General features: G+C 67.2%; 25 protein-coding genes and 1 pseudogene. 12 read left to right on the forward strand and 14 right to left on the reverse strand.

All coding sequences use genetic code 11. The annotated features are described in order from the left end of the window. Positions 1 to 16: 16 nt before the first annotated feature. The 3 genes and pseudogenes from ASF81_RS15605 to ASF81_RS02185 all read left to right on the forward strand — a co-directional run. A pseudogene (locus ASF81_RS15605) lies at positions 17 to 544 on the forward strand (HAD-IB family phosphatase); the annotation flags it as partial. Positions 545 to 661: 117 nt separating this feature from the next. Beyond that, positions 662 to 1,909, forward strand: coding sequence for a phosphoglycerate dehydrogenase (serA, locus tag ASF81_RS15520; protein WP_369814895.1), 1,248 nt, complete (start codon positions 662 to 664; stop codon positions 1,907 to 1,909). A 114-nt stretch (positions 1,910 to 2,023) separates the two neighbouring features. Continuing rightward, positions 2,024 to 3,826, forward strand: coding sequence for an autotransporter domain-containing esterase (locus tag ASF81_RS02185; RefSeq protein ID WP_055804227.1), 1,803 nt, complete (start codon positions 2,024 to 2,026; stop codon positions 3,824 to 3,826). A gap of 22 nt (positions 3,827 to 3,848) precedes the next feature. Here ASF81_RS02185 and ASF81_RS02190 read toward each other — a convergent pair whose 3' ends face one another. Further along, a complete protein-coding gene (locus ASF81_RS02190; protein ID WP_055804230.1) occupies positions 3,849 to 4,412 on the reverse strand; it encodes a GGDEF domain-containing protein in 564 nt (187 codons plus the stop codon). A 183-nt stretch (positions 4,413 to 4,595) separates the two neighbouring features. Between ASF81_RS02190 and purE the strand changes: the two genes are divergently transcribed. From purE to ASF81_RS14950, 3 genes are read left to right on the forward strand one after another with little or no spacing between them, the layout of a single operon-like run. Further along, positions 4,596 to 5,087, forward strand: coding sequence for a 5-(carboxyamino)imidazole ribonucleotide mutase (gene purE, locus ASF81_RS02195; RefSeq protein ID WP_055804233.1), 492 nt, complete (start codon positions 4,596 to 4,598; stop codon positions 5,085 to 5,087). Beyond that, on the forward strand, positions 5,088 to 6,170 hold the full coding sequence (locus ASF81_RS02200; protein ID WP_055804236.1) for a 5-(carboxyamino)imidazole ribonucleotide synthase: 1,083 nt from the start codon (positions 5,088 to 5,090) through the stop codon (positions 6,168 to 6,170). A 42-nt stretch (positions 6,171 to 6,212) separates the two neighbouring features. Next, positions 6,213 to 6,446 carry a hypothetical protein gene (locus tag ASF81_RS14950; protein ID WP_156363112.1) on the forward strand — a complete coding sequence of 78 codons (234 nt, stop codon included), beginning with the start codon at positions 6,213 to 6,215 and terminating at the stop codon, positions 6,444 to 6,446. Between the two features lie 244 nt (positions 6,447 to 6,690). On the opposite strand, the gene ASF81_RS02205 is transcribed toward ASF81_RS14950, so the two are convergent. Next, positions 6,691 to 7,338: a COQ9 family protein gene (locus tag ASF81_RS02205; RefSeq protein ID WP_055805335.1), complete on the reverse strand. Its 648-nt coding sequence runs from the start codon at positions 7,336 to 7,338 to the stop codon at positions 6,691 to 6,693. Positions 7,339 to 7,526: 188 nt separating this feature from the next. Between ASF81_RS02205 and rpsU the strand changes: the two genes are divergently transcribed. Continuing rightward, complete coding sequence (gene rpsU / locus ASF81_RS02210) at positions 7,527 to 7,769, forward strand: 30S ribosomal protein S21 (protein WP_026108547.1); 243 nt, start codon at positions 7,527 to 7,529, stop codon at positions 7,767 to 7,769. A gap of 166 nt (positions 7,770 to 7,935) precedes the next feature. Here rpsU and ASF81_RS02215 read toward each other — a convergent pair whose 3' ends face one another. The 7 genes from ASF81_RS02215 to ASF81_RS02245 all read right to left on the reverse strand — a co-directional run bounded on the left by ASF81_RS02215 (position 7,936) and on the right by ASF81_RS02245 (position 14,415). Continuing rightward, positions 7,936 to 9,294: an ABC transporter permease gene (locus tag ASF81_RS02215; RefSeq protein ID WP_055804241.1), complete on the reverse strand. Its 1,359-nt coding sequence runs from the start codon at positions 9,292 to 9,294 to the stop codon at positions 7,936 to 7,938. Beyond that, on the reverse strand, positions 9,291 to 10,238 hold the full coding sequence (locus ASF81_RS02220; protein ID WP_055804244.1) for an ABC transporter ATP-binding protein: 948 nt from the start codon (positions 10,236 to 10,238) through the stop codon (positions 9,291 to 9,293). Before ASF81_RS02220 ends, ASF81_RS02215 begins: the two co-directional genes overlap by 4 nt. Positions 10,239 to 10,312: 74 nt before the next feature. Further along, the gene (locus ASF81_RS02225) at positions 10,313 to 12,199 is read right to left on the reverse strand and encodes a CocE/NonD family hydrolase (RefSeq protein ID WP_200932846.1); all 1,887 of its coding nucleotides are present in this window, start codon (positions 12,197 to 12,199) and stop codon (positions 10,313 to 10,315) included. Between the two features lie 67 nt (positions 12,200 to 12,266). Beyond that, positions 12,267 to 12,908, reverse strand: a complete 642-nt coding sequence (locus ASF81_RS02230) for a M23 family metallopeptidase (protein WP_055804250.1) — start codon at positions 12,906 to 12,908, stop codon at positions 12,267 to 12,269. A gap of 168 nt (positions 12,909 to 13,076) precedes the next feature. Next, positions 13,077 to 13,301, reverse strand: coding sequence for a YdcH family protein (locus tag ASF81_RS02235; RefSeq protein ID WP_017505991.1), 225 nt, complete (start codon positions 13,299 to 13,301; stop codon positions 13,077 to 13,079). A gap of 50 nt (positions 13,302 to 13,351) precedes the next feature. Next, positions 13,352 to 13,816: a TIGR02444 family protein gene (locus ASF81_RS02240; RefSeq protein ID WP_055804253.1), complete on the reverse strand. Its 465-nt coding sequence runs from the start codon at positions 13,814 to 13,816 to the stop codon at positions 13,352 to 13,354. Then, positions 13,813 to 14,415: a UbiX family flavin prenyltransferase gene (locus ASF81_RS02245; RefSeq protein WP_055804256.1), complete on the reverse strand. Its 603-nt coding sequence runs from the start codon at positions 14,413 to 14,415 to the stop codon at positions 13,813 to 13,815. The genes ASF81_RS02240 and ASF81_RS02245 overlap by 4 nt, the downstream gene beginning before the upstream one ends. A gap of 116 nt (positions 14,416 to 14,531) precedes the next feature. Here ASF81_RS02245 and ASF81_RS02250 point away from each other — a divergent pair, with 116 nt between their 5' ends. Further along, positions 14,532 to 14,705, forward strand: coding sequence for a YdcH family protein (locus ASF81_RS02250; RefSeq protein ID WP_017505994.1), 174 nt, complete (start codon positions 14,532 to 14,534; stop codon positions 14,703 to 14,705). 72 nt (positions 14,706 to 14,777) lie between these two features. Here ASF81_RS02250 and ASF81_RS02255 read toward each other — a convergent pair whose 3' ends face one another. Continuing rightward, a complete protein-coding gene (locus tag ASF81_RS02255) occupies positions 14,778 to 15,443 on the reverse strand; it encodes a DUF1013 domain-containing protein (protein WP_055804260.1) in 666 nt (221 codons plus the stop codon). A gap of 220 nt (positions 15,444 to 15,663) precedes the next feature. Here ASF81_RS02255 and ASF81_RS02260 point away from each other — a divergent pair, with 220 nt between their 5' ends. Then, positions 15,664 to 16,269 carry a beta/gamma crystallin-related protein gene (locus ASF81_RS02260; RefSeq protein ID WP_055804263.1) on the forward strand — a complete coding sequence of 202 codons (606 nt, stop codon included), beginning with the start codon at positions 15,664 to 15,666 and terminating at the stop codon, positions 16,267 to 16,269. Here the strand turns inward: ASF81_RS02260 and ASF81_RS02265 are convergent. Further along, positions 16,266 to 17,237: an NAD(P)H-quinone oxidoreductase gene (locus ASF81_RS02265; protein ID WP_055804267.1), complete on the reverse strand. Its 972-nt coding sequence runs from the start codon at positions 17,235 to 17,237 to the stop codon at positions 16,266 to 16,268. The two genes, ASF81_RS02260 and ASF81_RS02265, sit on opposite strands and share 4 nt — an antisense overlap. An 88-nt stretch (positions 17,238 to 17,325) precedes the next feature. On the opposite strand from ASF81_RS02265, the gene ASF81_RS02270 reads away from it, so the two are divergent. Together ASF81_RS02270 and ASF81_RS02275 are read left to right on the forward strand one after the other, a co-directional pair. Continuing rightward, positions 17,326 to 17,529 carry a DUF1192 domain-containing protein gene (locus ASF81_RS02270; RefSeq protein ID WP_055804270.1) on the forward strand — a complete coding sequence of 68 codons (204 nt, stop codon included), beginning with the start codon at positions 17,326 to 17,328 and terminating at the stop codon, positions 17,527 to 17,529. 109 nt (positions 17,530 to 17,638) lie between these two features. Next, a complete protein-coding gene (locus ASF81_RS02275) occupies positions 17,639 to 18,139 on the forward strand; it encodes a DUF1465 family protein (protein WP_055754989.1) in 501 nt (166 codons plus the stop codon). A 9-nt stretch (positions 18,140 to 18,148) separates the two neighbouring features. Here the strand turns inward: ASF81_RS02275 and ASF81_RS02280 are convergent, their stop codons facing one another. After that, entirely contained in the window at positions 18,149 to 19,711 is a 1,563-nt protein-coding gene (locus ASF81_RS02280) for a murein L,D-transpeptidase (protein WP_055804273.1), read from the reverse strand. A 159-nt stretch (positions 19,712 to 19,870) separates the two neighbouring features. Further along, positions 19,871 to 20,095 (reverse strand): 50S ribosomal protein L31, encoded by a 225-nt coding sequence (rpmE, locus tag ASF81_RS02285; RefSeq protein ID WP_017506001.1) that lies wholly within the window; start codon positions 20,093 to 20,095, stop codon positions 19,871 to 19,873. A gap of 134 nt (positions 20,096 to 20,229) precedes the next feature. On the opposite strand from rpmE, the gene ASF81_RS02290 reads away from it, so the two are divergent. Continuing rightward, entirely contained in the window at positions 20,230 to 22,098 is a 1,869-nt protein-coding gene (locus tag ASF81_RS02290) for an ABC transporter transmembrane domain-containing protein (RefSeq protein ID WP_055754987.1), read from the forward strand. On the opposite strand, the gene ASF81_RS02295 is transcribed toward ASF81_RS02290, so the two are convergent. After that, positions 22,095 to 23,126: a glycerophosphodiester phosphodiesterase gene (locus ASF81_RS02295; RefSeq protein ID WP_055804277.1), complete on the reverse strand. Its 1,032-nt coding sequence runs from the start codon at positions 23,124 to 23,126 to the stop codon at positions 22,095 to 22,097. The two genes, ASF81_RS02290 and ASF81_RS02295, sit on opposite strands and share 4 nt — an antisense overlap. Positions 23,127 to 23,203 lie beyond the last annotated feature (77 nt).

The raw sequence follows: 23,203 nt of genomic DNA on the forward strand, positions 1-23,203 counted from the left end.
CGCTAAGACGCCGCCCATGAGCGCGCGCCCCACCCTGATCTTCGACTTCGATTCGACCCTGGTCGATTTCGAGACCCTTGAGGCTTTGGCCGACATCGCCCTGGCGGACGCGCCGGGCGCATCCGATACGCGCGCCCAGATCGCCGCCCTGACAGATCAGGCCATGGGCGGCGAGATCGAGTTCGGCGACGCTTTGCGCCGCCGGCTGGCTCTGCTTCCGCTGACCCGCGCCCATGTCGCCGCCCTGGCCCAGAGCGCGTCGGACCACCTGACGGCGTCTGTGCGGCGCAACCTGAATTTCTTCCAGCAGAACAAGGGCAAGGTCGTCATCCTCTCCGGCGGCTTCCGCGAGGTGATTGCGCCCGTCGCCGAAGAGTTGGGCGTCTCTCCCGATCGCGTGCTGTGCAACGATTTGATCTATGACGCCGACGACCGCGTGGTCGGCGTGGACGACGCCAACCCGCTGTCGCACGCCAACGGCAAGCCGACCGCCATTCACGGCCTGAACCTGTCCGGTCGCGTCGTCATGGTGGGCGACGGCTGGAACGACGCTGAGGTCAAGATCGCGGGCGCCGCCGACGCTTTCTACGCTTTCACCGAGGTGGTGCGTCGCGCGCCGGTGGTCCAGGTCGCCGACGCCGAGGCCGCGTCGCTCGACGAGGTGCTCCATGCCGAAGGCCTTGTCGGCCGCTGGTCCTTCCCGCGCAGCCGCATGAAGATGCTGCTCCTGGAAAACATCCACCCCGCCGCCGTCGAACGGTTGGAAGAGGCGGGCTATTCGGTCGAAACCCAGAAGGGCGCGCTGGACGAGGACGATCTGATCGCGGCCATCAAAGGCGTCCATGTCCTGGGCATCCGCTCAAAGACCACGGTCAGCCGTCGCGTGCTGGAACAGGCCGATCGCCTGATGGCCGTCGCCGCCTTCTGCATCGGCACCAACCAGATTGATCTGGACGCGGCCTCGGATCACGGCGTGGCGGTGTTCAACGCCCCCTATTCGAACACCCGCTCGGTGGTCGAACTGGCCATCGGCCTCATGATCGTCCTGATGCGCGACGTGGCGGACAAGTCCTCGGCCATGCACGTCGGCAAGTGGAACAAGTCCGCCACCGGCTCCAAGGAACTGCGTGGCAAGACCCTGGGCATCGTCGGCTATGGCGCCATCGGCAGCCAGTTGTCGGTCCTGGCCGAAAACCTGGGCATGCGGGTGCTGTTCTATGACCTGTCCGAACGCCTGGCGCTGGGCAATGCGCGCCGCATGCGCTCGCTGGACGCGCTGCTGGCCGAAAGCGACGTGGTCACCCTGCATGTCGATGGCCGCAAGGAGAACGCCAACATCTTCGGTGCTGCCCAGTTCGGCCGGATGAAGGAAGGCGCGTTGTTCCTGAACCTGGCGCGCGGCCATGTGGTCGATGTCGGCGCCCTGTCCCAGGCCATCGGCTCGGGCCGGGTCGCCGGCGCCGCCGTCGATGTCTTCCCCGAAGAGCCGCGCACCAACGCCGACCCCTTCGAGAGCCCGCTTCAGGGCCTGCCCAATATGATCCTGACGCCGCACATCGGCGGCTCGACCGAAGAGGCGCAGGAGGCCATCGCCGAGTTCGCGGCCGAACGCCTGCTGGGCTATCTAAACCGGGGCGATACGACCTTCAGCGTCAACCTGCCCAACGTCCAGCTCTCCGACGTTTCGGGCGCGCACCGCATTCTGCACATCCACAGAAACCAGCCGGGCGTGCTGGCCGAACTGAACCGCGCTCTGGCTTCGGCGGGCCTGAACATCCTGGGCCAGCACCTGAAAACGGACGAGCGCACGGGTTATGTCATCACCGACGTGGACCGCGACTACGATCCAGAGGCGCTACGCGAACTTAAGACGGTGCCGGGCACGCTGAAGTTCCGCACGTTGCAGTGATACGTCGCTCGCAAATATCTTCTCAAAGCTGACCTCGCGGCATCTTGCGCTCTGCGCGAACTGGCGCATCCTCACGTCGAACGGCCGCGCAACGACGGCTGCGGGAGGAATTTCATGTCACGCTTCATCACCGGCGGCGCCGTCGCCGCTCTGGCGCTTGCCGCCTGCGCCTTTGCCGGCTCGGCCTCGGCCCAGACCTACAACCGTCTCGTCGTTTTCGGCGACAGCCTCAGCGACAACGGCAACCTGTTTCTGATCTCGGGCGGGACCCAGCCGCCGTCGCCGCCCTATGCGCGCCGTTTCTCGAACGGGCCGACCTTCGTCGAACTGCTGGGCTTCAACGCCGCCAACTTCAACGGCTCGGTCACGGGCAGCATCAACTACGCCTTCGGCGGCTCGCGCACCGACGCCTCGGCCGGCGTGCCGTTCGGCATGCTGAACCAGCTGTCGCGCTACACCGCCGCGGGCGGCCGCTTCAGCTCGACCGATCTGGTCAGCGTCCTGGGCGGCGCCAACGACATCTTCCAGGGCCTGCCCGCCGCCGGCGCTTCCGCCAGCCCGGTCGCCGCCATCACTCCGGTCGCAACCACGGCCGCCGCCAACATCAACAGCCTGGTCAACACCGTGGCGGGCGCGGGGGCCGGGACCATCCTGGTCACCAACCTGCCCAAGCTCAGCCTGACGCCTCAATTCCGCGGCACGACCGCCGCGCCCCTGGCCGACTTCGCCGTCACCACCTTCAACACGGCGCTTCAGACCAATCTGACCGCCACGGCCGCCGCCCGCCCAGGCAGCAACATCATCATGATGGACCTGTTCAAGATAGGCGACACCCTGGCCGGCAATCCGGGCCTGTTCGGCATCACCAACATCACCCAGCCCTGCTTCAACGGCGTGACGGTCTGCACGAACCCGGACAGCTACTTCTACTTCGACGGCGTCCACCCGACCGCGGCGGGCCATCGGATCATCGCCCAACTGGCGACCGACTACCTCTACTATGGCGACATCGGTGCTCAATCGACCTTGCAGGGCGAGACGGCCTATCGTCACCGCGAGGATGCTTTGGACGCCGCCGGCGAGGCCCTGTCGGGTCGCCAGCCGTGGGAGGCCGGCGTGTCCGTCACAACTTCGGCCCTGATCGACAGCGTCGACACCGACGCGCGCGGCTCGGTCACCAGTTCGTCCAGCGACGGCTGGGGCGCCCGTATCGCGCTTGAGGCCGGCCCTTCGGCCGACTGGCGCTTCGGTCTGGCCGGCACGGCGCGCAACACCGACGTCGAAAGCCAGGCGCTGCAGTTCAACGTCGAAAGCTTCGGGCTGGATGTCTATGGCGGCTGGCGGTCGGGCGATGTCTTCGTCAACGCCGCAGTCGGCGTGGCGCGCGACAACATCGACGACATCGAACGCACCACCAGCCTGGCGCCGATCGTCCACACCGCCGAAACCCGCGCCCTCAGTAGCGGCGCGCGTCTGCAGGGCGGCATGTGGTTCGACATGGGCGGCGTCGCCCTGTCGCCCCGTGCGGCCCTGGCCTATGTGTCCAGCGACGTGGACGGCTATTACGAACAGGGCGTCGGCGCCCAGTATCAGTACGGCGATCGCACCGTGAAGGCCCTTACCGGCGAGGTCGCCCTGCGCGCCGAGGCGGAAATGGGCGCCTTCGGCCTGTTCGCCGAAGGCGGCTACCGCGACGCCTTGGACGACAGCTCCGATCCGGTGCGCGTCGGTCTCTACAACAACCCGGCCCAGGTGCTGTCGCGCGAGATCGACGATCCGTTCGGCGGCCAGTTCTTGGCCTCGGCCGGCGTCGAGGGGTCGGTCGGCCCGGTCAAGGTGACAGTCGGCTATCGCGGCCGCTTCGGCGACCACGCCGACAGCCACATGGGCGGTATTCAGCTGAAACTGCCGCTTTAAGCGGCAGGGGCGGGAAGGGGCCTCAGCGCCCCTTCTTCCTCACCCACATGGCGGCGTCGGCCTCGGTCAGCCAGACCTCGGCGTCGGTATGGCCGTCCCAGGCGCGCACCCCGAACGAGCCGCCCAGTTCGGTCTTCTGGCCGTCCCAGACAAAGCCTTCGGTCTTCAGCGCCTCGGCCAGCTGACGCGCCTTGGCCCGGCCCTCTTCATAGCCTGCGTGCAACATCAGCAGGGCGAACTCGTCCCCGCCCAGCCGGCCCACCGCATCCGACTCGCGCAGATTGGCCAAGAACAGCTCGGCCACCGCGACCAGGGCTGCATCGCCGGCGGCATGGCCCAGGCTGTCGTTGACGCTCTTGAACCCGTCCATGTCCAGATACAGCAGCACCGCCGGCACCCCGTGCCGCTGACAATAGGCCATGGTCCGTTGCATCGCCGTGATGAAGCCGCGCCGGTTCAGGGCGGGCGTCAGCACATCATGGTCGGCGGCGGCCTCGGCGGCCGCGGCGCGCGTCTTCCACGCTTCCAGCTCGACGCGCAGGCGCGCGATCTCGGCGGTCAGGTCGTGTTCGGCCACGTCGGTCACGGCGCAGGGTTGGCTCCGAAGGCGCGACTCAGTCTGCGTCGCGCGGTCGAACGATGGTAGAGCGTGATCCGCTGACATTGAAGGCCGACATTACGGGCCGACGCGGCTGAAATCACGGTGTTGCGGTTGCGGGCGTCACCCGCGTGCTGTAACCGGCGCCTTTCCGCGAGGGGCCTTGCAGACATGGCGACTTCCGAAACCCCGGTGGCGATCATCATGGGCAGCCGGTCCGACTGGCCGACCATGAAGCTGGCCGCCGATCGCCTGGATCAACTGGGCGTCGCCTGGGACGCCAAGGTCGTCAGCGCCCACCGCACGCCCAAACGCCTGGTCGATTTCGCCACGGGCGCCAAGGCTGCCGGATACAAGGTCATCATCGCCGGAGCAGGGGGCGCCGCCCATCTGCCAGGCATGGCCGCCTCCATGACCGAACTGCCGGTGCTGGGCGTGCCGGTCCAGTCCAAGGCGCTGAAGGGCATGGATAGCCTTCTGTCGATCGTTCAGATGCCGGCCGGCGTTCCGGTCGCCACCCTGGCCATCGGCGAGGCGGGGGCGGCCAACGCCGGCATCCTGGCCGCCCAGATCCTGGCCCTGTCGGACGAGGGCTTGGCCGGACGCCTGGCCGCCTTCCGCGCCGCCCAGACCGAATCCGTCGCAGAAACCGTCGAGGACTGAGTGCCTGATCTTCCGCTTCCCCCCGGTTCGACCCTCGGCATCATCGGCGGAGGCCAACTGGGCCGGATGCTGAGCCAGGCCGCCTCGCGCCTGGGCTTCGACGTCGTGATCTTGGACCCCGAAGCCGACAGCCCGGCCGGCCGGGTTTCGGCGCGCCAGATCGTCGCCGCCTATGACGACCCAAAGGCCCTGTCGGCGCTGGGCCGCGCCGCAGACGTCGTCACCTTCGAGTTCGAGAACGTGCCGGCCGAATCCATCGAGCGTCTGGCCGAAGCCGGCGCCCTCGTCGCGCCGGGACCGACCGCGCTTCGCGTGTCGCAGGACCGGGTGGACGAAAAGACCTTCCTGAATGCCGTCGGCGCCCCGACGGTCGCCTTCGCCGTCATCGACACACTGGACGATCTGGTCGTCGGCCTGACCGAACTGGGCCTGCCCGCCCTCCTGAAGACCCGCCGCGAAGGCTATGATGGCAAGGGCCAAGTCTGGATCCACGCCATCGAGGACGCGCCCGCGGCCTTGGAAAGCCTGGGCGGTCGTCCGGCCATCCTGGAGGCCAAGGCGACCTTCGTGCGCGAACTGTCGGTCATCGCCGCCCGCGACTGGGACGGCCATATGGCGGTCTATCCGCTGGGCGAGAACCGGCACGAAGGCGGCGTTCTGCGCACCACCCTGGCCCCCGCCGCCGTGGACGAGAAAACCCAAGTTCGCGCCCGCGCCATCGCCGAGGCGATCCTGGACGGGCTGGACTACGTCGGCGTTCTGGGCGTCGAACTGTTCGACCTCGGAGACGACGTGCTTCTGGTCAACGAGATCGCTCCGCGCGTTCACAACACCGGCCACTGGACCCAGGACGGCTGCGTCTGCGACCAGTTCGAACAGCATATCCGCGCCGTCGCCGGCTGGCCGCTCGGCCCCACGACGGCCCACGCCCGCATCGAAATGACAAACCTGCTGGGCGACGAAGTCGAGGACTGGCGCAAGCTGTCGGCCAAGTCCGACGAACGCCTGCACCTCTACGGCAAGGCCGAGGCCCGCCCCGGCCGCAAGATGGCGCATGTGAATCGGGTGCTGAGTGCGATCTGATATTTGAGTTGCGTTGAACGCAACTTGCGTCATGGTCGACCCATGTCGCTGTCGCTCACCGTGTCACTCGCGCTTCTGCTGGTCTCGACCTCTGCTGTTGGAGTGATCAGCGCACTGAATGGCCGCCAATCGTCGCGGGTTGGCGCGCTCGGCGTGTCTTTAGCCGCGGCTGCTCTGGCCTTGATTGTCGCCGGCGTGGACCTCGGTGGGCGCCTGGGAAAAGACGCCGCTGAACGTGACAATCGATCTGCAATCACCAAGAGCGTCGGAATATGAACACCCCGATGGTTCTGTTCCTAATGGCAATGGCAATGGCCCTGATCGGTTCATCGGTCTCTGCCGATGGCCCGCGCGCAGACCAAAGAACTTCAGACGGAGCTGGCCGCTCACGCGTGCTGGCAGGCGCCATACTTGGCGTTGCGGTTCTGATCCTAGGCGTCGGGGTATACCAACCTGGACACCAATCTGGTCGCGATCAGGCGCTGCGCGACAATCGCGCCGAGCTTCGCTCCGCCAAGGTCTAGGCTTTCGCCCCATACCGCATGCGGCTCAGCGCATCACTGACCTTTCGGAACGGCGCGTCGAAATCCTTGCCCGCCTTCCACTTCTCGAAGGCCATGACGTTTTCGATCCGGCGGGCGACGAAGGCCTCCGCCGCTTCGCGTCCGTCGAACCAGCGCAGGGTCAGGGCGGGAATCAGGATGCCCGACAGGATCGTCCGCTTCGAATAGTGATTCCAGTCGGTCGCCTCGTCCCCGGCCCAGCGCCACAGATGATCCGCGCTCTCCCAAGCCAGTTTCAGCCCCAGATCGGCGTTGACGGGCAAGGCGAGGAAGGCGGCGCAGCGACGCGTGGCCTCCAGATCGGCGGCGCCCGCCTCCATCCGCTCGGACACGGCGCGGGCGATTCGCTCGCGAATCTTCAGCGATCTGGCGTCGATTTCACCCAGAGCCGCCAGCGCTCGCGCATCATGGCGGCGCGACAGCAGGGCCGCCAGATCGCGCGCACCGTTAGGCAGCAGCAGTTCCTCGTCGCCCTGCGACAGGCCGCACGCCTCGCAGGCTTCGCGGACCAGGCGCGCGTTCCAGCCGAGTGCGGGCGCGCGGGCGATGGCGGCGTCCAGCACGGTCTTTTCGGTCCGGTCGGCCCAGTCTGTCGTCTCGGTCATAAGGGCGATCATACGCCGGTCGTCATGGCGTTTCGAGCCTTGAAGAATGGTCGCGACGATCTGGACAGAAGGAGGCGGCTCGTGTATCAGCGCGCCTTCATCCGAGAGCCCGGCTGTCGGAAGATGATTTTATTTTGTTCGCCCGTCTCCCTCACAGGACGCGGCGGGCGGCCAAAGGAGAGTTTAACCTGGTTCAGATTTTCGTTCGCGACAACAACGTCGACCAAGCGCTCAAAGCCCTGAAGAAGAAGATGCAGCGCGAGGGCAGCTTCCGTGAAATGAAGCGCCACGTGCACTTCGAGAAGCCCTCGGAAAAGCGCGCCCGTCAAAAGGCTGAAGCCATCCGTCGCGCCCGCAAGCTGGCGCGCAAGCGCATGCAGCGCGAGGGCCTGCTGCCCGCGCCGAAGCCGCGCGTTCCCGGCGGTCGTTAAGACCCCGGCGAAAGCCCAAAGATTTAAGGCCGCTTCCTTCGGGAAGCGGCCTTTTTCTTTGCGTTTCATTTCTGCGGAGCGTGGTGGAGGACTCATGAAGTCCCACAGAAGAAGCGCGGCGCCACCTCCCCATCGCGACGCGACAGGGAGGAGACAACCGTGCTGCCTACGCCCGTCCGGTAATCGCCCGGCCGAAGCTCTTCCAGCTCAGCTTCACGTCTGACAGCGCGCCGGCGCGGAACGCCCGCCCGGCGATCCACACCATGAAGGCGGCGGTCGCGAACATGCCGATCAGCGTCAGAACCACCTCCACCAGCGGCGGATCGCTGGGCGCGCGGGCGCTCATCAGGAAGGGGGTGAAGAAGGGGATCCAGGACAGAACCTTGACCACCGGCGCATCTGGGCTGGTCAGGGCCATCTGCATGACCAGGATCGGCACGACCAGGATCATCATGATCGGCCCCATCAGGGTCTGGGCGTCGCGCGGCGTCTCGCAGAAGGCGCCGATGGCTGCGAACAGCACCGCATACATCAGGTAGCCGCCGACCATATAGGCGATGAAATAGAAGATCAGGCCGTCGTGCAGCAGCACCTGTCCGACCGTCGCCGCCGTCTCGGGCGAGGCCGAAATCAGGGTGAAGGCCCCGATCCCGCCCCAGACCCCCATGACCGTCAGGGTCAGCAGCGCCACGCCCAGCACCTTGCCCGTCAGGATTTCGGTCGCCGAGGCCGAGGACAGCAGCACCTCCAGGATCTTGTTCGACTTCTCCTCCATCACGCTGTTCAGCAGGATGGAGGCCCCTGTGATGACCAGCGACCACAGGAGGAATCCGACGCCCAGGCCGATGAAGGACGGGATTCGGTCACGCATCGACACCTCGCCCCCGCTGGCGGCGCTGGGCGAGAAGGACTTCACCTCCGGTCGGAAGGTCTGAACCTCCTGCGCCACGGCCGGGGCGACCCCGGCGGCGGTCAGAAGTTCGGTGCGTCGGGCATCACGCAGGGCATTTCGGATGAAGCCGGAGACGTCGTTGTCAGTGGCGCGCGCGGTCCAGACCTGGGCGGCGGGCTTGCCATCCGTGCGGCTCAGGAAGACCACGGCGTCGAGGCGCCTGGCGTTCGAGGTCTGCTTGTCCAGCGCCTGGCGGATCGCCTCGTCACGGGCCGGGCCGACGGCGTCGGCGATGGCAGGCGACGTGTCAACCAGACGGATCTTGGGGCCGGTGATGGAGGCGACGGCGCGCCCGGCGCCCGCCTGTCCCTTTTCGGCGGCTTCGCGCAGGCGCTGGTTCTGACGATCCACATCCGCTTGCAGAGAGGCGCGAACGGCGGCGGCCAGACCCGTCGCATTGGGGCCTTCCTCGATCACCGCCACCGACTTGATCGGCTCGGAGGCCTTGATCAGCGCTGGAATGCCGCCGCCCAGCACGGCGAATAGCGGAAAAGCCAATAGCGACAGCCAGAAGCCGACGGTCTTGGCGTAGGCGACATATTCGCGTCGCGCGATCAGCAGGGTGCGGTTCATCGGACAGCCTCCACGGATGCGACGGGTTGGTCGGGATGGTCGCCGGTCAGGCCGATGAAGGCGTCGTGCAGCGTCGGCTCCTTGAGCGCGAAGCCGCGCACGTCCAGGCCGTTCAGGAAGGCGGTCTTCAACGTGTCCTGACCACCGGCGCCGGGCGCCAGGGCGATCTTCAGGCGACGCACGCCTTCCACGTCTGACAGGGTCTCGACGCCCGCCACGCCAGGCAGGGCGGCGGCGGCGTCCGCGCTGATCGCGCCGTCCAGATCCAGGAAGCGCGGCGAGGTGGCCTTGGCCTGATCCACCGTCCCCTCGAACGCCTTCTTGCCACGCGCCAGCAGCACGACCTTGTCGCACAGCCGCTCGGCATGCTGCATCACGTGGGTGGAGAACAGCACCGTGGCGCCATTCGCGGCCAGGCCGCGAATCATCGACTCCAGACCCTGCTGGTTCATCGGATCCAGACCGGAGAAGGGCTCGTCCAGGATGACGAACTCAGGCTGGTGCACGACCGAGGCGATCAGCTGCACCTTCTGCGCCATCCCCTTGGACAGCTCCTTCATCTTCTTTTTCTGCGCCTCGCCGAGCCCCTGCTGCTCCAGCAGGGTCTTGGCGCGCTTGCGGCCCTCGGCGACCGGCAGGCCTTTCAGCGCGCCGAAGAAGGCGATGGCCTCGACCGGCGTCATCTTCTTATAAAGACCGCGCTCCTCGGGCAGGAAACCGATCCGGTCGCGCACCTTGCGCCCGTCGTCGGCGCCCAGGATTTCGATCCGTCCCGACGTCGCTGGCTGCAACCCCAGGATCATCCGCAGGGTCGAGGTCTTGCCCGCCCCGTTCGGTCCCAGAAAGCCGCAGATCGACCCCTTCTCGACCTGAAAACTCAGATCGCGCACGGCGTGGAAATCGCCGTATCGCTTGTTCACCCCATCCAGCGTCAACGCCGCCATGTCGCCTCCCAAATCCCTGTCGTCAGACTAGAATCCGACGACAGGGGACGCCAGCGACTTCGGCGCAGGGGCGCCTATTTCACCACAGGCAGGTCGATATAGGAGGCGTCGTCGCCCGCGTGATGGATGGCGTTGTCGGCGACCACGCCCTGGCTCTCGGTCTCGTTCGGTCCGCCCGTGTTCAGGTTGCGCACGAACTTGGGGAAGTTGGAGCTGGTGACTTCGACCCGGATGCGGTGACCGGGCTGGAAGGTGTTGCTGATGGTCAGCGGCGTGGGCTGCACGGTCGCTACCTGGCCCGGCGTCAGGGGTGCGGGGCGATCATAGCCGTTGCGATAGCGCGCCCGCATGATGGTGTCGCCCAGGATATAGGCCGTGCCGTCCGGCGCCACATCCACCAGCTTGACCGCGAAATCGGTGTCGGGCGCAGAAGACGACACCTTCAGCACCGCATCGATGAAGCCGGTGACCTGCATCGGCTCGGTCAGCGCCTCCGACGTATAAACCAGCACGTCGTTGCGCGCTTCGATCGGTCGCTGATCGAAGGCCCCGGCCGTGACCAGCCCACCGTTGCAGCAATCGCCGCCGCCGATGGTCTGGACCGGGTTCATCGGATCATAGCGATAGCGGTCGGCCGGCTCGCCGGCGGGCGGCGCCTGAAGGCTCAGCAGGCCGTCGCCATTCAAGCTGTTGGCCCCGCCGCCTGAGCGCAGATACATCCGCACCGTCTTGACCCCGGCCGGCGGCCACTGCGCGGCTGTGCGCCAGGCGTTTTCGCCCATATTGAAATACTGCACGTGCGGCGTGCTCTCGGGGAAGGCGCGGCGTTCGCCCTTCAGCCAGCGATCGAACCAGGCGTGCACCAGGGCGTCGCTGTCGAAGGTGGCGTCGCCCAGCGGCCGGTCGCCCGACTTGTAGTTCGGCCCCAGGCCGCCGAAGGCGCAGTGGTTGTTGGGGCCGACCACGACATACTGGTTCTCGGCCGCCTCGCGATCCTGGGTCGTGGACCGGGCGTGGTTGAACAGCTCCATGTTCGGCCCGATGGAGACGTCATACCAGCTGTTGAACCAAAGGGACGGCACGCCCCAGCCCATGTCGTCGTGATACAGGCCGCCCTGACGCCAGGCCGGATCGGATGGGGTGCGCGCGATCAGTTCCTCGAACGTGCCGGCCGGCTCGCCCAGGTCCTTCAGCATGTCATTGACCGGCAGATGCCGGATCTGGCTGGGCCAATTCACATCCGGCTTCTTGGCGTCCAGGTCGTTGTAGCGGACGATCCGGGCGCGGGTTTCCTGGTCAAGATCCATCGGGATCTGGGCGCGCTGCGGATTGTCCACGCCGTACAGCCACACGAAGAACAGGTTGCGCGGCACGCCCCCGGTGTACCAGTTGCCCTGTTCTTGGAAGCGTCCGACCTTGCCGATGCCGGCGCCCGAGGCCTGGGGCACCATGGCGGCATGGGCGGGATGGTTCTGGGCCGCCAGGGCCAGCTGCCATTCGGCGGAGGACGAACAGCCCAAGGTGCCGACCTTGCCGTTCGACCAGGGCTGGGCCGCAATCCACGTCAGGGCGTCATAGCCGTCGGTCTGGGGATAGCCCAGGATCTGATAGTCGCCGCCCGAGAAATACCGTCCCCGCTCGTTCTGGATGACGAAGGCATAGCCCTTGCTGACCCAGCTCAGGGCCGAGCGCGTAGTGCGGGCGTTGTAGGCCAGCTCGTTATAGGGCGTGCGGACGAAAACGGTCGGCAAGGGGCCGGACGCGTTCTTGGGGCGATAGACATTGGTGGCCAGTCCCACGCCGTCGCGCATCGGCACCATGACCGCCATCTGCACATCCGCCAGGCGCGACAGCTCGGTCTGTGCGGCGGCGTCGCTGTAGCGCCCATAATCCTGCGCTGAAGCGGCGATGGGCGTGGCGGCCAAAAGGCCCGCGACGACGGCGGCGACGATCTTGTTCATGTCCATCCCTCCCAGAACGAGGGGGGACACTAGGACGTTTGCGGCGCCCGTCGCAACGCAATGTGCGTCAGGCCTTGGCCTTCACCGTCACTTCGAAATGGCGATCGACCACCTTGGTCGGATTGACCTGGGCGCCGCCGCGACGGACCTCGAAATGCAGGTGCGGCCCAGTGGAATAGCCGGTGGAGCCGACCAGACCGATGCGCTGACCGGGCGCGATCGCATCGCCGTTCGCCACATCGATCCGGCTCAGGTGGCCGTACAGGGTGCTCATGCCGTTGGGGTGGCGCACCTCGATGAAGTTGCCATAGCCCTCGGGGTCGTAGCCCGTGCGGATAACCTCGCCCTCGGCGGCGGTGAAGACGGTCGTGCCTTTGGGCGCGGCGATGTCGACGCCCTTGTGCGCGCGCGCCTTGGCTTCAATGGCGAGTTTGCGCAGGCCGAACGGCGAGTTGATCGCATAGCCGCGCACCGGGGCGGTGAAGGCGATCTGGCGCGTGATCGGCCCGGCTTTTTCGACCTCGGCCTTCAGCGGCGGCGACACCGGCGCGGCGATCTGGGTCGGCGGCGGCAAGGCGGCCTCGCGCGCAGCATTTGGCGCGGCGGCGGCGGCGAAAACGGCCACGGCGGCGAACGCGGCCGTCTGGCCGGAGTGGATCAACAGGGTCTTGCACCGCGCCATCGGCGCGTTGGACAGCAGGCGTCGCATTCGGCGGCCTCTCCAGCGTCTCTACGCTCTGGAATGAAGGAAGCGGCGCCCCGACAGCGCACGGCGTTCCGTGGGAGGGCGGCTTATGCCCACCGGCTTTGGCGACTTTGGGGCTAGGGCAGGGCGGCGGATGGTCGCAGGGCGGAACCTGCCGCTCGCCCGGCCAAATCAGGCGATGATGTCGGGCAGGATGCGGTCTTCCAGCTTCACGATCTCGTCCTTCAGCGCCAGCTTTTTTCGCTTCAGCCGGGCGATCATCAGCTGATCGGGAATGGCGGCCTGACCCAAGGCCTCGATCGAGGCGTCAAGGTCGGCGTGTTCCTGGCGCAGATGGTTCACCCGCGCCTGAAGCTCGGCCATTTCCTCGGTGATCGCAGGCGTGTCGTCGTTCATCGTGTCATCTCCACGCCGCTCGTCTCAAGCCGCTTATAGCCACGCTGATCTTAGCCCGGAAGGGCGTCTGCGAGCCGGATCAAGGCCGGACGCGGGGTGACGTCCGCCCACATCCGGGCGGTGGCTGCCAGGCCGTCGATGATCGGGCGGGCCGGCCCGCTGGGTTCGGGAGCCAGCGCCTCCAGCGCGTCCAGCAAATGCCGTTCCGCCTCCAGCTCCAGCGCCTTGATGCGGTTGCGCACGCTCTCGCGCGGGCCGTCATCGATATCGGGCACCGGCGCTTTCAGTATCCGCCGCACCGAACGCAGCGGGGCGACCACGACGCTGTCCCAGGCGCGGGCCGTGTCGCAGGCCGCCTCGATCGTCTCTTCGTCCGGCTTTCGGCCTGTCGCCGCGACCCAGGCGGACCACAGCAGCACAGGCACGTTCTGGTCGTGGCTGTCCTGTAGCGCCAGACACGCCTCGCCGACCCCCGGCGCGCCATAGGCGGCGACCGCCCAGTCCCACAGCCTCATGACTTCAGGCCTTCCCAGCGCCGCACCGCGCCCCAATCCAGGCCAAACAGGTCCAGCGTCCTACCCACCGACTGATCGACCATCTCCATGATCGAGCCCGGCCGGGCGTAAAGCGCGGGCAGGGGCGGGGCGATGGTCGCGCCCATTTCGGCCAGGGCGGTCATGGTGCGAAGGTGGCCCAGGTGGAACGGCGTTTCGCGCACCATCAGCACCAGCGGTCGCCGCTCTTTCAGCGTCACATCCGCCGCCCGCGTCAGCAGGGTGGAAGTCACGCCCGTCGCGATCTCGCTCATCGTCTTGATCGAGCAGGGCGCCACGATCATGCCCAGGGTGCGAAACGAGCCGGAGGCGATCGTCGCCCCCACGTCGCCCAGCTTGTGAACCACCGACGCCTTGGTCGTCAGTTCGTCGGGCGACAGATCGGTCTCCTGCGACAATGTGAGCAGGGCGGCCTTGGTCACGACCAGATGGCTTTCGACGCCCAGATCGTTCAGCGCATCCAGCACCCGGGCGCCATAGACGGCGCCGGAAGCCCCTGAAATTCCGACCACCAATCTGGCAGGCGGGTTCCGTATGGCTCCGTTCACATCATCGTCCATTTTGGGGGTCAGCCTCCTTCGGGTCCGGGGCGACGGGCTGTCACTGGAAAGTGATTACACAGCGCGCCAAACCGGGCGCTCACTCTACTGGTCCCTAACCAAAGGAGGCGCAAGCCATGACCATCGAGGCTCGTATTCGCGAACTGGGTAATCGTCATCGCACCCTGGATGAGACCATCCAGAAGGAGCTTACCCGCCCGTCCACGGATCCGTTGCAGGTCAGGGCGCTGAAGCAGAAGAAGCTTCGGCTGAAGGAAGAAATCACCAGTCTGGAGGCGCGCGCGACCTAGCGCCGACCTCCTGAAAACGACGACGGCCCCGGAGATCGCTCTCCGGGGCCGTTTTTGTTGCGCGAAGGCGGATCAGTCCTTGGTGCCGAACACCGATTCCGCTGTCGGCTCGGCGCCGGGACGTTGGCGGGCTTCCGGCACGAACTCGGGCTCGGCCTCGACCTGTTCGACGGGCTGGATCGTGCCGCCGGCGTTCTTCAGGTCGTCCTTGGCCTTCTTGTCGGCGGCCTTCTTGACGATCTCGTCCAGCGCCAGCTGGCCGACCAGGCCGAGAGTCACCGGGTCGACCGGCTTGATGTTGGCGCTGTTCCAGTGCGTGCGGTTGCGCACACTCTCGATGGTGGACTTCGTCGTGCCCAGCATCTTGGCGATCTGGGCGTCCGTCACCTCGGGGTGGTTACGCACGAACCAGGCGATGGCGTCGGGGCGGTCCTGGCGACGCGACACCGGCGTGTATTTCGGCGCTGGCTTTGCCGACTTCAGCAGTTCGGCGTGGCGGCTGACGATCGCCTTCATGCGATAGTTTTCGTCGCCCTGTGCCTTGTCCAGTTCTTCGCGCGTCAGCTGGCCGCCGGTGACGGGATCGACGCCACGGATGTCGCGCGCCACGTCGCCGTCGGCGATGCCGCGAACTTCCAGCGGGTGCAGGCCGCAGAAGTCGGCGATCTGCTCGAAGCTGAGAGAGGTGTTGTCGACCAGCCAGACCGCAGTGGCCTTGGGCATCAGAATGTCGCTCATGGGGCGTTCGTCCCGGTGTTGTTGAGCCGCCGAATGAGGCTTCGGCTGGCGTTGGATACGACGGCGCCCGGCCTTTCGACCGGGCGCGTATGAAGCCGATATAGGCCTATTCGACACAAAAGAAAACGATGACCGGCAATCCCATACAGCAACGGTTCATCCGCCCTGACGCAACCTTCGCGGTAATGAAGCTTTTCAGCTTCGGGAGAGGAGAACCACCATGTCCATTCTGCTTGGCGCGGCTCTGGCCGCAGCGATGGCCTCGGGCCAGGACTATGCACAACAACGCGTCGCCCCGCGCGGCGGCTATACCCAGTCGTGCTCGGAAGCCTATGTGAATCGCGGTCGTCTCTATGCCGATTGCCGCGACATGCGTGGCCGGATGCGCGGCACGTCGATCGAGCTGAACCGCTGCGGCGGCGAGGAGATCAACAACGACAACGGCCTGCTGGTCTGCGGGCGTTTCCGTGGCGACTATGAAGACAGCCAGCCCGGTCGCCCCGGCGGCGGCTGGGGACCCGGCAACGGCGGCCCCGGCTGGGGCGGCGGCAATGGCGGTGGCTGGGGTCGGTCCTCGATCACCGTTTACGAGGACGCCAACTTCCGCGGCGCCTCGCGTGAGTTCACCAGCGAAGACCGCAACCTGGGCCGCACCCCATTCAACGACCGCATCAGTTCGATGCGCGTCGAAGGTCGCTGGGAAGTCTGCACCGACGCCGAGTTCCGGGGGCGCTGCCGCATCGTCGAAGGCGACGTCCGCTTCCTTAACGGCGGCTTCAACGACAACATCTCGTCGCTGCGCCCCGTGCGCGGCGGGCGCTACTAGACGCTCAGCACGATCTTGCCGATGTGCCCGCCGGCTTCCAGTTCGGCGTGCGCATCGGCCGCCTGCTCCAACGCGAAGACCGCCTGAACCGGCGGTTTGACCTTGCCGGATGCGACCCACGGCCAGGCGGTCGCCTCGACAGCCGCGGTCAGACGCGCCTTTTCGTCCGCCGGGCGGCTGCGCAACGTCGATCCGGTCAGGGTCAATCGCTTCAGCATGATCCGCTGCAGATCCATCTCGACCTTGGGGCCGGTCAGGGAGGCGATGACCACCCAACGCCCGCCCGCATTCAGACTGTTCAGGTTCAGGGCGGCGTAATCGCGCCCCACCATGTCCAGAACCACGTCCGCGCCGCCCGCCTCGCGGATCTGCGCCTCCAGATCCTCGCTCTTGGCGTCCAGGCTGATGTCCGCGCCCAGCGCCTTGGCGGCTGCGGCCTTGTCCGCCCCGCGTGAGGTGGCGATCACTCGGGCGCCGGCCGCCTTGGCCATCTGAATGGCCGTGACGCCGATGCCGCTGGTCGCCCCGTGGATCAGCAAGGTCTCGCCGGCCTTCAAAGCGCCGCCCTCGAACACATTGGCGAAGACGGTGAAGACGGTTTCCGGCAGCACGGCCGCCTGCACGTAATCCAGACCCTCGGGGATCGGCAGGACGTGACGCGCATCCACCACGGCCAGCTCTGCATAGCCGCCGCCGCCCAACAGAGCACAGACCCGGTCGCCGACCGTCCAGCGCGTCACGCCCTCTCCGACGGCCTCGATCTCGCCCCCGACCTCAAGCCCAAGAACGTCCGATGCGCCGGGGGGAGGGGGGTAGGCGCCGGTGCGTTGCAGCAGGTCCGGCCGGTTCACGCCCGCCGCCCGCACCCGGATCAGCACCTGACCCCGCCCCGCCACGGGATCGGGCCGTTCGGCGATCTTCAGGGCCTCGGCCGGTCCGGAACCGCCTTCGATTTCGATCACGCGCATCGCACTCGCCTTGCATTCGTCCGTATCCGGGCGTTCAGATAGGGACCGTGGACCGCCTTGGCCATGACAGCGCGAAAGGAAGGCGACGATGTCCGAAGATCTTGAACCCCGCCCGCAACGCGGCGAACCGCTGCGGGCCCTGTCACGCGAAGACCTGGACGTTTACGCCGTCGAGGATTTGCAGGAGCGGATCGCCGCGCTTGAGGCCGAGATCGTTCGCTCGCGCGCCGCGATCGAGACGAAACGCTCCAAGAAAAACGCCGCCGACGCCTTGTTCAACTTCGGTTCGTGATCGCGAATGATCCGCTGGCATGGCATGAGCGTTGCATCTTTCGTGCGAACGGCCCCGCCAGGCGCCGATTGCAGGACGGACCCGACCTTCTCTGATGATCAATGCTCAAATGACCTCCGCTCCGTCCCCCGCTGACCGCAGCCGCACCGTTCGCGATTTCGCCCGGTCCGAGCTGTTCGATCGCACCTTCCGCGAAGGCATGGAACTGGTCGAGGAGACCGCCGCCTATCTGGACGGCGAGGGCCGTCGCGATTCCAAGATGCTGTCGCGCGCCGCCGCCCTGGCCTATGCGGCCGAGAGCATGAAGCTGACCACCCGCCTGATGCAGATTGCGTCCTGGCTGCTGGTCCAGCGGGCCGTGCGCGAAGACGACATGTCGCCGGAAACCGCCTGCGAGCCGCGCTATCGCCTGAACGAGCGCCGCATCGACGCCGAGCCCAGCCACGCCGAACTTCCGATCGCCCTGATCGAATACCTCGTGCGATCGGAAAAGCTGTTCGACCGCACCCTGTATCTGGATCGCCGCATGTATGCCGACGATCAGGATCAGGCCCCGGAAAACCCTGTGCTCAGCCAGATGGGCATGCTCGAGGCGGCCTTCAGGGGCTGATCGCCCCTTTTACGGCCCGACGTCGTTGGCGTCCGCCCGGCCGTCGTCGATGGGCTTGGGCAGATTGACGCCGATGCCCAGCGCCTGCGCCAGTTTGTCGTCGCGGCCATAGACGTCCTCGCGGAACGCCACGCGGCCCTGACCATCCACGAAGGCGGTCCAGTACAGCAGACGCACCGAGATTTCCCGGCCGGTGGTCACGCGCGTCGTCTCGCGCGTGTCCTGGGCCGTGTCGAACTGGGCCAGCTTGGTCGGATCGGGCGACAGCAGCAGGCGCGCGAACTCCACCGCATTCTGCACCCGCACGCAGCCGTGGCTGCGCTGACGCGTGGACAGGTTGAAGGCGGCTTTCGACGGCGTGTCGTGCAGGAAGATGGCGTAGCTGTCGCGCAGCTCGAACTTGACATAGCCCAGGGCCGAGCGCGGACCGGCGCGCTGGATGACCGTGCCGTCCTTCACGTACATGTCGTTGGCGGCCAGATACCCCGGCCCTTTGGGCAGGATTTCGCGGCGCGCGATGCCGGCCGGCACATACCAGGGCGGATTGGCCACGACCGAGGCGAACGGCTTCTCCAGGCTGGGCGTCTGGTTCTCGGCCGAGCCGACCACGACGCGGTTGGAGTGAACCGGCTTGCCGTCCTTCCAATAGACCATGATGGCGGCGGCGGTGTTGACCTCGATCCGCTCGGGCGCGACCTCGCGCTTCAGCCAGCGACGGCGCTCCAGGTTCAGCGCGATCTGACGCGCACGGTCCTCGGCCGAGGCGCCCAGCGAGCGCTGGGTGCCCGCGCCGATCCGCCCGTCTGCGCCCAGGCCATGGCGGTTCTGGAAGCTTTGCACCGCACGTTGCAGTTCGGCGTTGTAAACTAGGCCCTGCGACTTCAGCCGCGCGCCGTCGGCGGCCGACAGGTCGCCTTCGGCCGTCAGGCGGTCGATCAGGGCGGGGATTCGGCGATCGCTATTGCCCGGCTCGATGGTCGCGCCTTGGGTGAAGCGGGGCCAGCCGCCCTGCGCCGCCAGACGGCGATAGCGGACATAGCCGGCCGACAGGTTCTGATAGCCGATGTCGGTGGGCGCCAGGCCGTCGTACCATTGGCCCAGCACGTTGCGGGTCAGGGCGTCGCTTAGACCGCGCGGGAGGTCCACGCGGTTCTTCTGCATTTCCCAAAGGTCTTCGACTGTCTCGGGCCGCACCTTGCCCTCGGCCAGGACGCGGGCATAGGCCAGCGCCGCCGCCGTGGTCCGCAGGTCCGCGCTCGCCGGATCGGCGGCCAGTCCCACGAAGTCGAAATAGTCAGAGCCCGCCAGACCATGGCGATTGGCGCCGGCCGCGACGGTGTTCAGGGCCCGAACCCGGTCGGCGTTCCACACCGGCCGCCAGCCGTTCATCTCATAGATGGCGCGCACATCCGCCTGCTGAGTCTCGGGCAGACGAGAAATCTGGTCGTTGAAGCTGTTGTAGAAGGCGGTCGCCTCCGGTCCGCGCTGCACGAAGACCTGCTGCGCGCGCGCCGCCGAGCCAAGGGTCATGGCCGCCGTCGCGACGCCCAGACCCAGTTGCCGTCTATTCATAGTCTTCCGCTTCTTCGATCGCTTCGGCCAGCGTGGCCGACGCCCCTGGTACCCGAACGCCCCCACATTATCGGTGTTCCGACCAAACAAAAAGCGCCGGCCTTTCGACCGACGCTCTTGGTGTTCCGATTGCTGCGAGATGTCGCAGCCAGGACGCGCTTACTTCTTGATGAAGCCGGCGAACTTGTTGTTGAAGCGCGAGACGCGGCCGCCGCGGTCCATCAGCTGGGCGTTGCCGCCCGTCCAGGCCGGGTGCGTCGACGGATCGATGTCGAGGGCCAGCTTGTCGCCTTCCTTCCCGTAGGTCGAACGGGTCTGGTAGGTGCTGCCGTCGGTCATCACCACGGTGATGAAGTGGTAGTCGGGATGGGTATCCGCCTTCATGGTCGTCGTCCGGTCTCTGCGCGGTGACGATGCCGACCGTCCGTGCGCGTGAAATGAGAAACCCGCCAGAAATCCGGCGGGAATGAGGGGCGGCGTTTACACCGGGGGGCGTTCCGGGGCAAGAGGCGGGCGAAATGACCGATCAAGCCGCCGCCTCCGCCCCTTCCGCCAACCGCGCCTCGGGCATGGCGTCGCTGGAAGGACGGCCCAGCGCCGGCGCCCTTCTGGCCGACCAGATGTCCGAAGCGGGCGCCAAGCGCGCCAAGCGCCGCGACATCCGCCCGCTCGCGCGACTGATTCCCTTCGCCATGCGCCACAAGGGTCATGCCCTGATGGCGGTCTTCTGGCTGCTGCTGTCCACCGCCGCCTCGCTGGGCCTGACCGCCCTGGCGCGCGGGGCCATCGACCATGGGTTCGAGGCCGGCGGCGCCAATCTGAACATCTGGTTCCTGCTGCTGGGGGCCAACGCCCTGTTCCTGGGGCTGGCGACCGCCGCCCGCTACTATTTCGTCACCCGCACGGGCGAGCGCGTCATCGCCGATGTGCGAAAGGGTCTGTTTGGCCGCATTCTGACGCTGGACCCGTCCTTCTACGCCCATATGCGCACGGGCGAGGTGCTGTCGCGCCTGACCACGGATATCGCCCTGGTCGAGACGCTGATGACGACCTCGATCTCCTACGCGCTCAGAAACTTCCTGACCCTGATCGGCGGCGTGGCCCTGCTGTTCTTCGTCAGTCCCAAGCTGACCGGCTTCGTCCTGCTGATCGTGCCCTTCCTCCTTGGACCGATCTTCATCTTCGGCCGCAAGGTGCGCAAACTGACCGTGGCGTCTCAGGATCGCTTCGCCAACGCCGTCGGCTTCGCCGGTGAAAGCGTGGACGCGATTGAGACGGTCCAGGCCTTCGGTCGTGAACAGAGCGCCATCACCCGCTTCGGCGCGGCGGTCGAGGACGCCTTCAACGCTTCCTTGACGCGGATGCAGGCCCGCGCCTGGATGACCGCCCTGATCATCGTTGTCATGTTCGGCGGCGTGACCCTGGTGCTGTGGCTGGGCGCCCAGGACGTGGTGAAGGGCGCCATGACGCCCGGCGCCCTGCTTCAGTTCGTTCTGCTGTCCGTTTTCGCCGCAGGCGCCGTTGGCGCGCTCGGCGAAAGCTGGGGCGACGTGCAAAAGGCCGCCGGCGCCATGGAGCGGATCGAGGAGCTGATGCGCGCCGTCGCCGGCATCGCCCCGCCGCCCCAGGCCACGGCCCTGCCAACGCCCCCGCGTGGCGAGGTGTCGATGTCGGCCGTGGGCTTCGCCTATCCAGGCCGCCCCGACCTTCCGGCCTTGAAGGGCTTCAGCCTGACCGTACGCCCCGGTGAGACGGTCGCTTTGGTCGGTCCGTCCGGCGCCGGCAAGTCCACGGTCTTCCGCCTGCTGCTGCGCTTCTACGATCCGCAGACCGGCATGGTCTCGGTCGACGGCGTCGATGTGCGCCAGGCCGATCCCGTCGCCGTGCGCGATCGCTTCGCCTGGGTGTCGCAGGAGACGCCGCTGTTCTCGGGCTCGGCCTTGGAAAACATCCGCTTCGGCCGCGAGAACACAACCCTGGAAGAGGCCCGCGCCGTCGCTGAAAAGGCTCAGGCGCTTGGCTTCATCGACGCCCTGCCTGAGGGCTTCGACACCCCGCTCGGCGAGCGCGGCAAGAGCCTGTCGGGCGGCCAGCGCCAGCGCTTGGCCATCGCTCGCGCCCTGGTCCGCGACGCCCCCATCCTGCTGCTGGACGAGGCCACCAGCGCCCTCGACGCCGAAAGCGAACGCCTGGTCCAGGTTGCCCTCGATCAGGCGATGGAGGAGCGCACCACCCTGGTCATCGCCCACCGCCTCGCCACCGTCCTGCGCGCCGACCGCATCGTCGTCATGGACGACGGCCGCGTCGTCGAAGAGGGCACCCACGAGCAACTCGTCGCCCAGGGCGGCCTCTACGCCCGCCTCGCCGAACTTCAGTTCCGCAACTAGGGCGCCGTGGTCCGCGCCAGGGCCGGGAAGTCGCTGAACAGCGCATCGACCCCAGCTGCGGCGAAGGCTGCGGCATAGCCGGCCATGTCGCCGTGCCCGGCCGGGTCGTCGCCTCTGCGTCGCTCGACCGGCAGGAAGGCGTTCTCGGCCCGCAGGGTCCAGACCACGACCTTCAGGCCCGCCGCATGAGCGTCTGCGACCAGGGTGCTCGGCGCGGTCGTGCGGCCTTCGGCGTCGCGCGGCAGGACCAATGTCATCTCCGGCGCGACCCAGTCGGCGTAAGCGGCAATGGCTTTTAGCCCCTCGGGCGCGATCATCTGGGCATAGGTCACGTCCGCCCGGTCCGCCGGTCCGCCCTTGGCCGCCACGAGTTGAGCCAGCGGCGCATCGATCCGCGTCGCCAACCGCTCCAGCGGCCCGACCTCGAAACACTGGATGATGATCGGCACCTCGGCGCCCGACAGACCCAGCCGCTCCAATTCGGTGACGAAACCGTCCTCCATCGGCAAGCCGATCCCGGCGAAGTAGGTCGGGTGTTTCAGCTCCGGCGCCACGGCGATCGTCCGCCCGGTCCGCGCCGAGGCCTCGCGCGCGATGGCGACGACCTCGTCGAAGGTCAGGATCGGCTCCTGTCCGTCATAGGCGGCGCTGCCCGGTCGAAAGCCGGGCAACCGCTCCCTGGCCCTCAGGGTCTTCAACTCGGCCAGGGTGAAGTCTTCGGTGAACCAGCCGGTGGTCTCGACCCCGTCGATGGTCTTGGTCGTCCGACGGCCTGCGAACTCGGGCCGGCCGCTCACGTCGGTCGTGCCGCCGATCTCGTTCTCATGCCGATCGACGAAGACGCCGTCCCTGGTCAGCACCAGATCCGGCTCGATCACGTCCGCGCCCTGTTCGATCGCCAGCTCATAGGCCGCACGCGTGTGCTCGGGCCGTTCGCCGGACGCGCCGCGATGGGCGATGATCAGGGGCTGACCCAAGGCTGGCGTTCCGGTCAGAAGGACGAGGCCGCACAGGATGAAACGGATCATCCGCCTTGGATAGGGCGGGGGCGCGACAGGCCGATGACCGTCTCCTCCCCACATGTGGGGAGGGGGACCGCGAAGCG

Origin of the sequence: Brevundimonas sp. Leaf168, from assembly GCF_001423685.1 — a bacterium.
Classification (GTDB): Bacteria; Pseudomonadota; Alphaproteobacteria; order Caulobacterales; family Caulobacteraceae; genus Brevundimonas; species Brevundimonas vesicularis_C.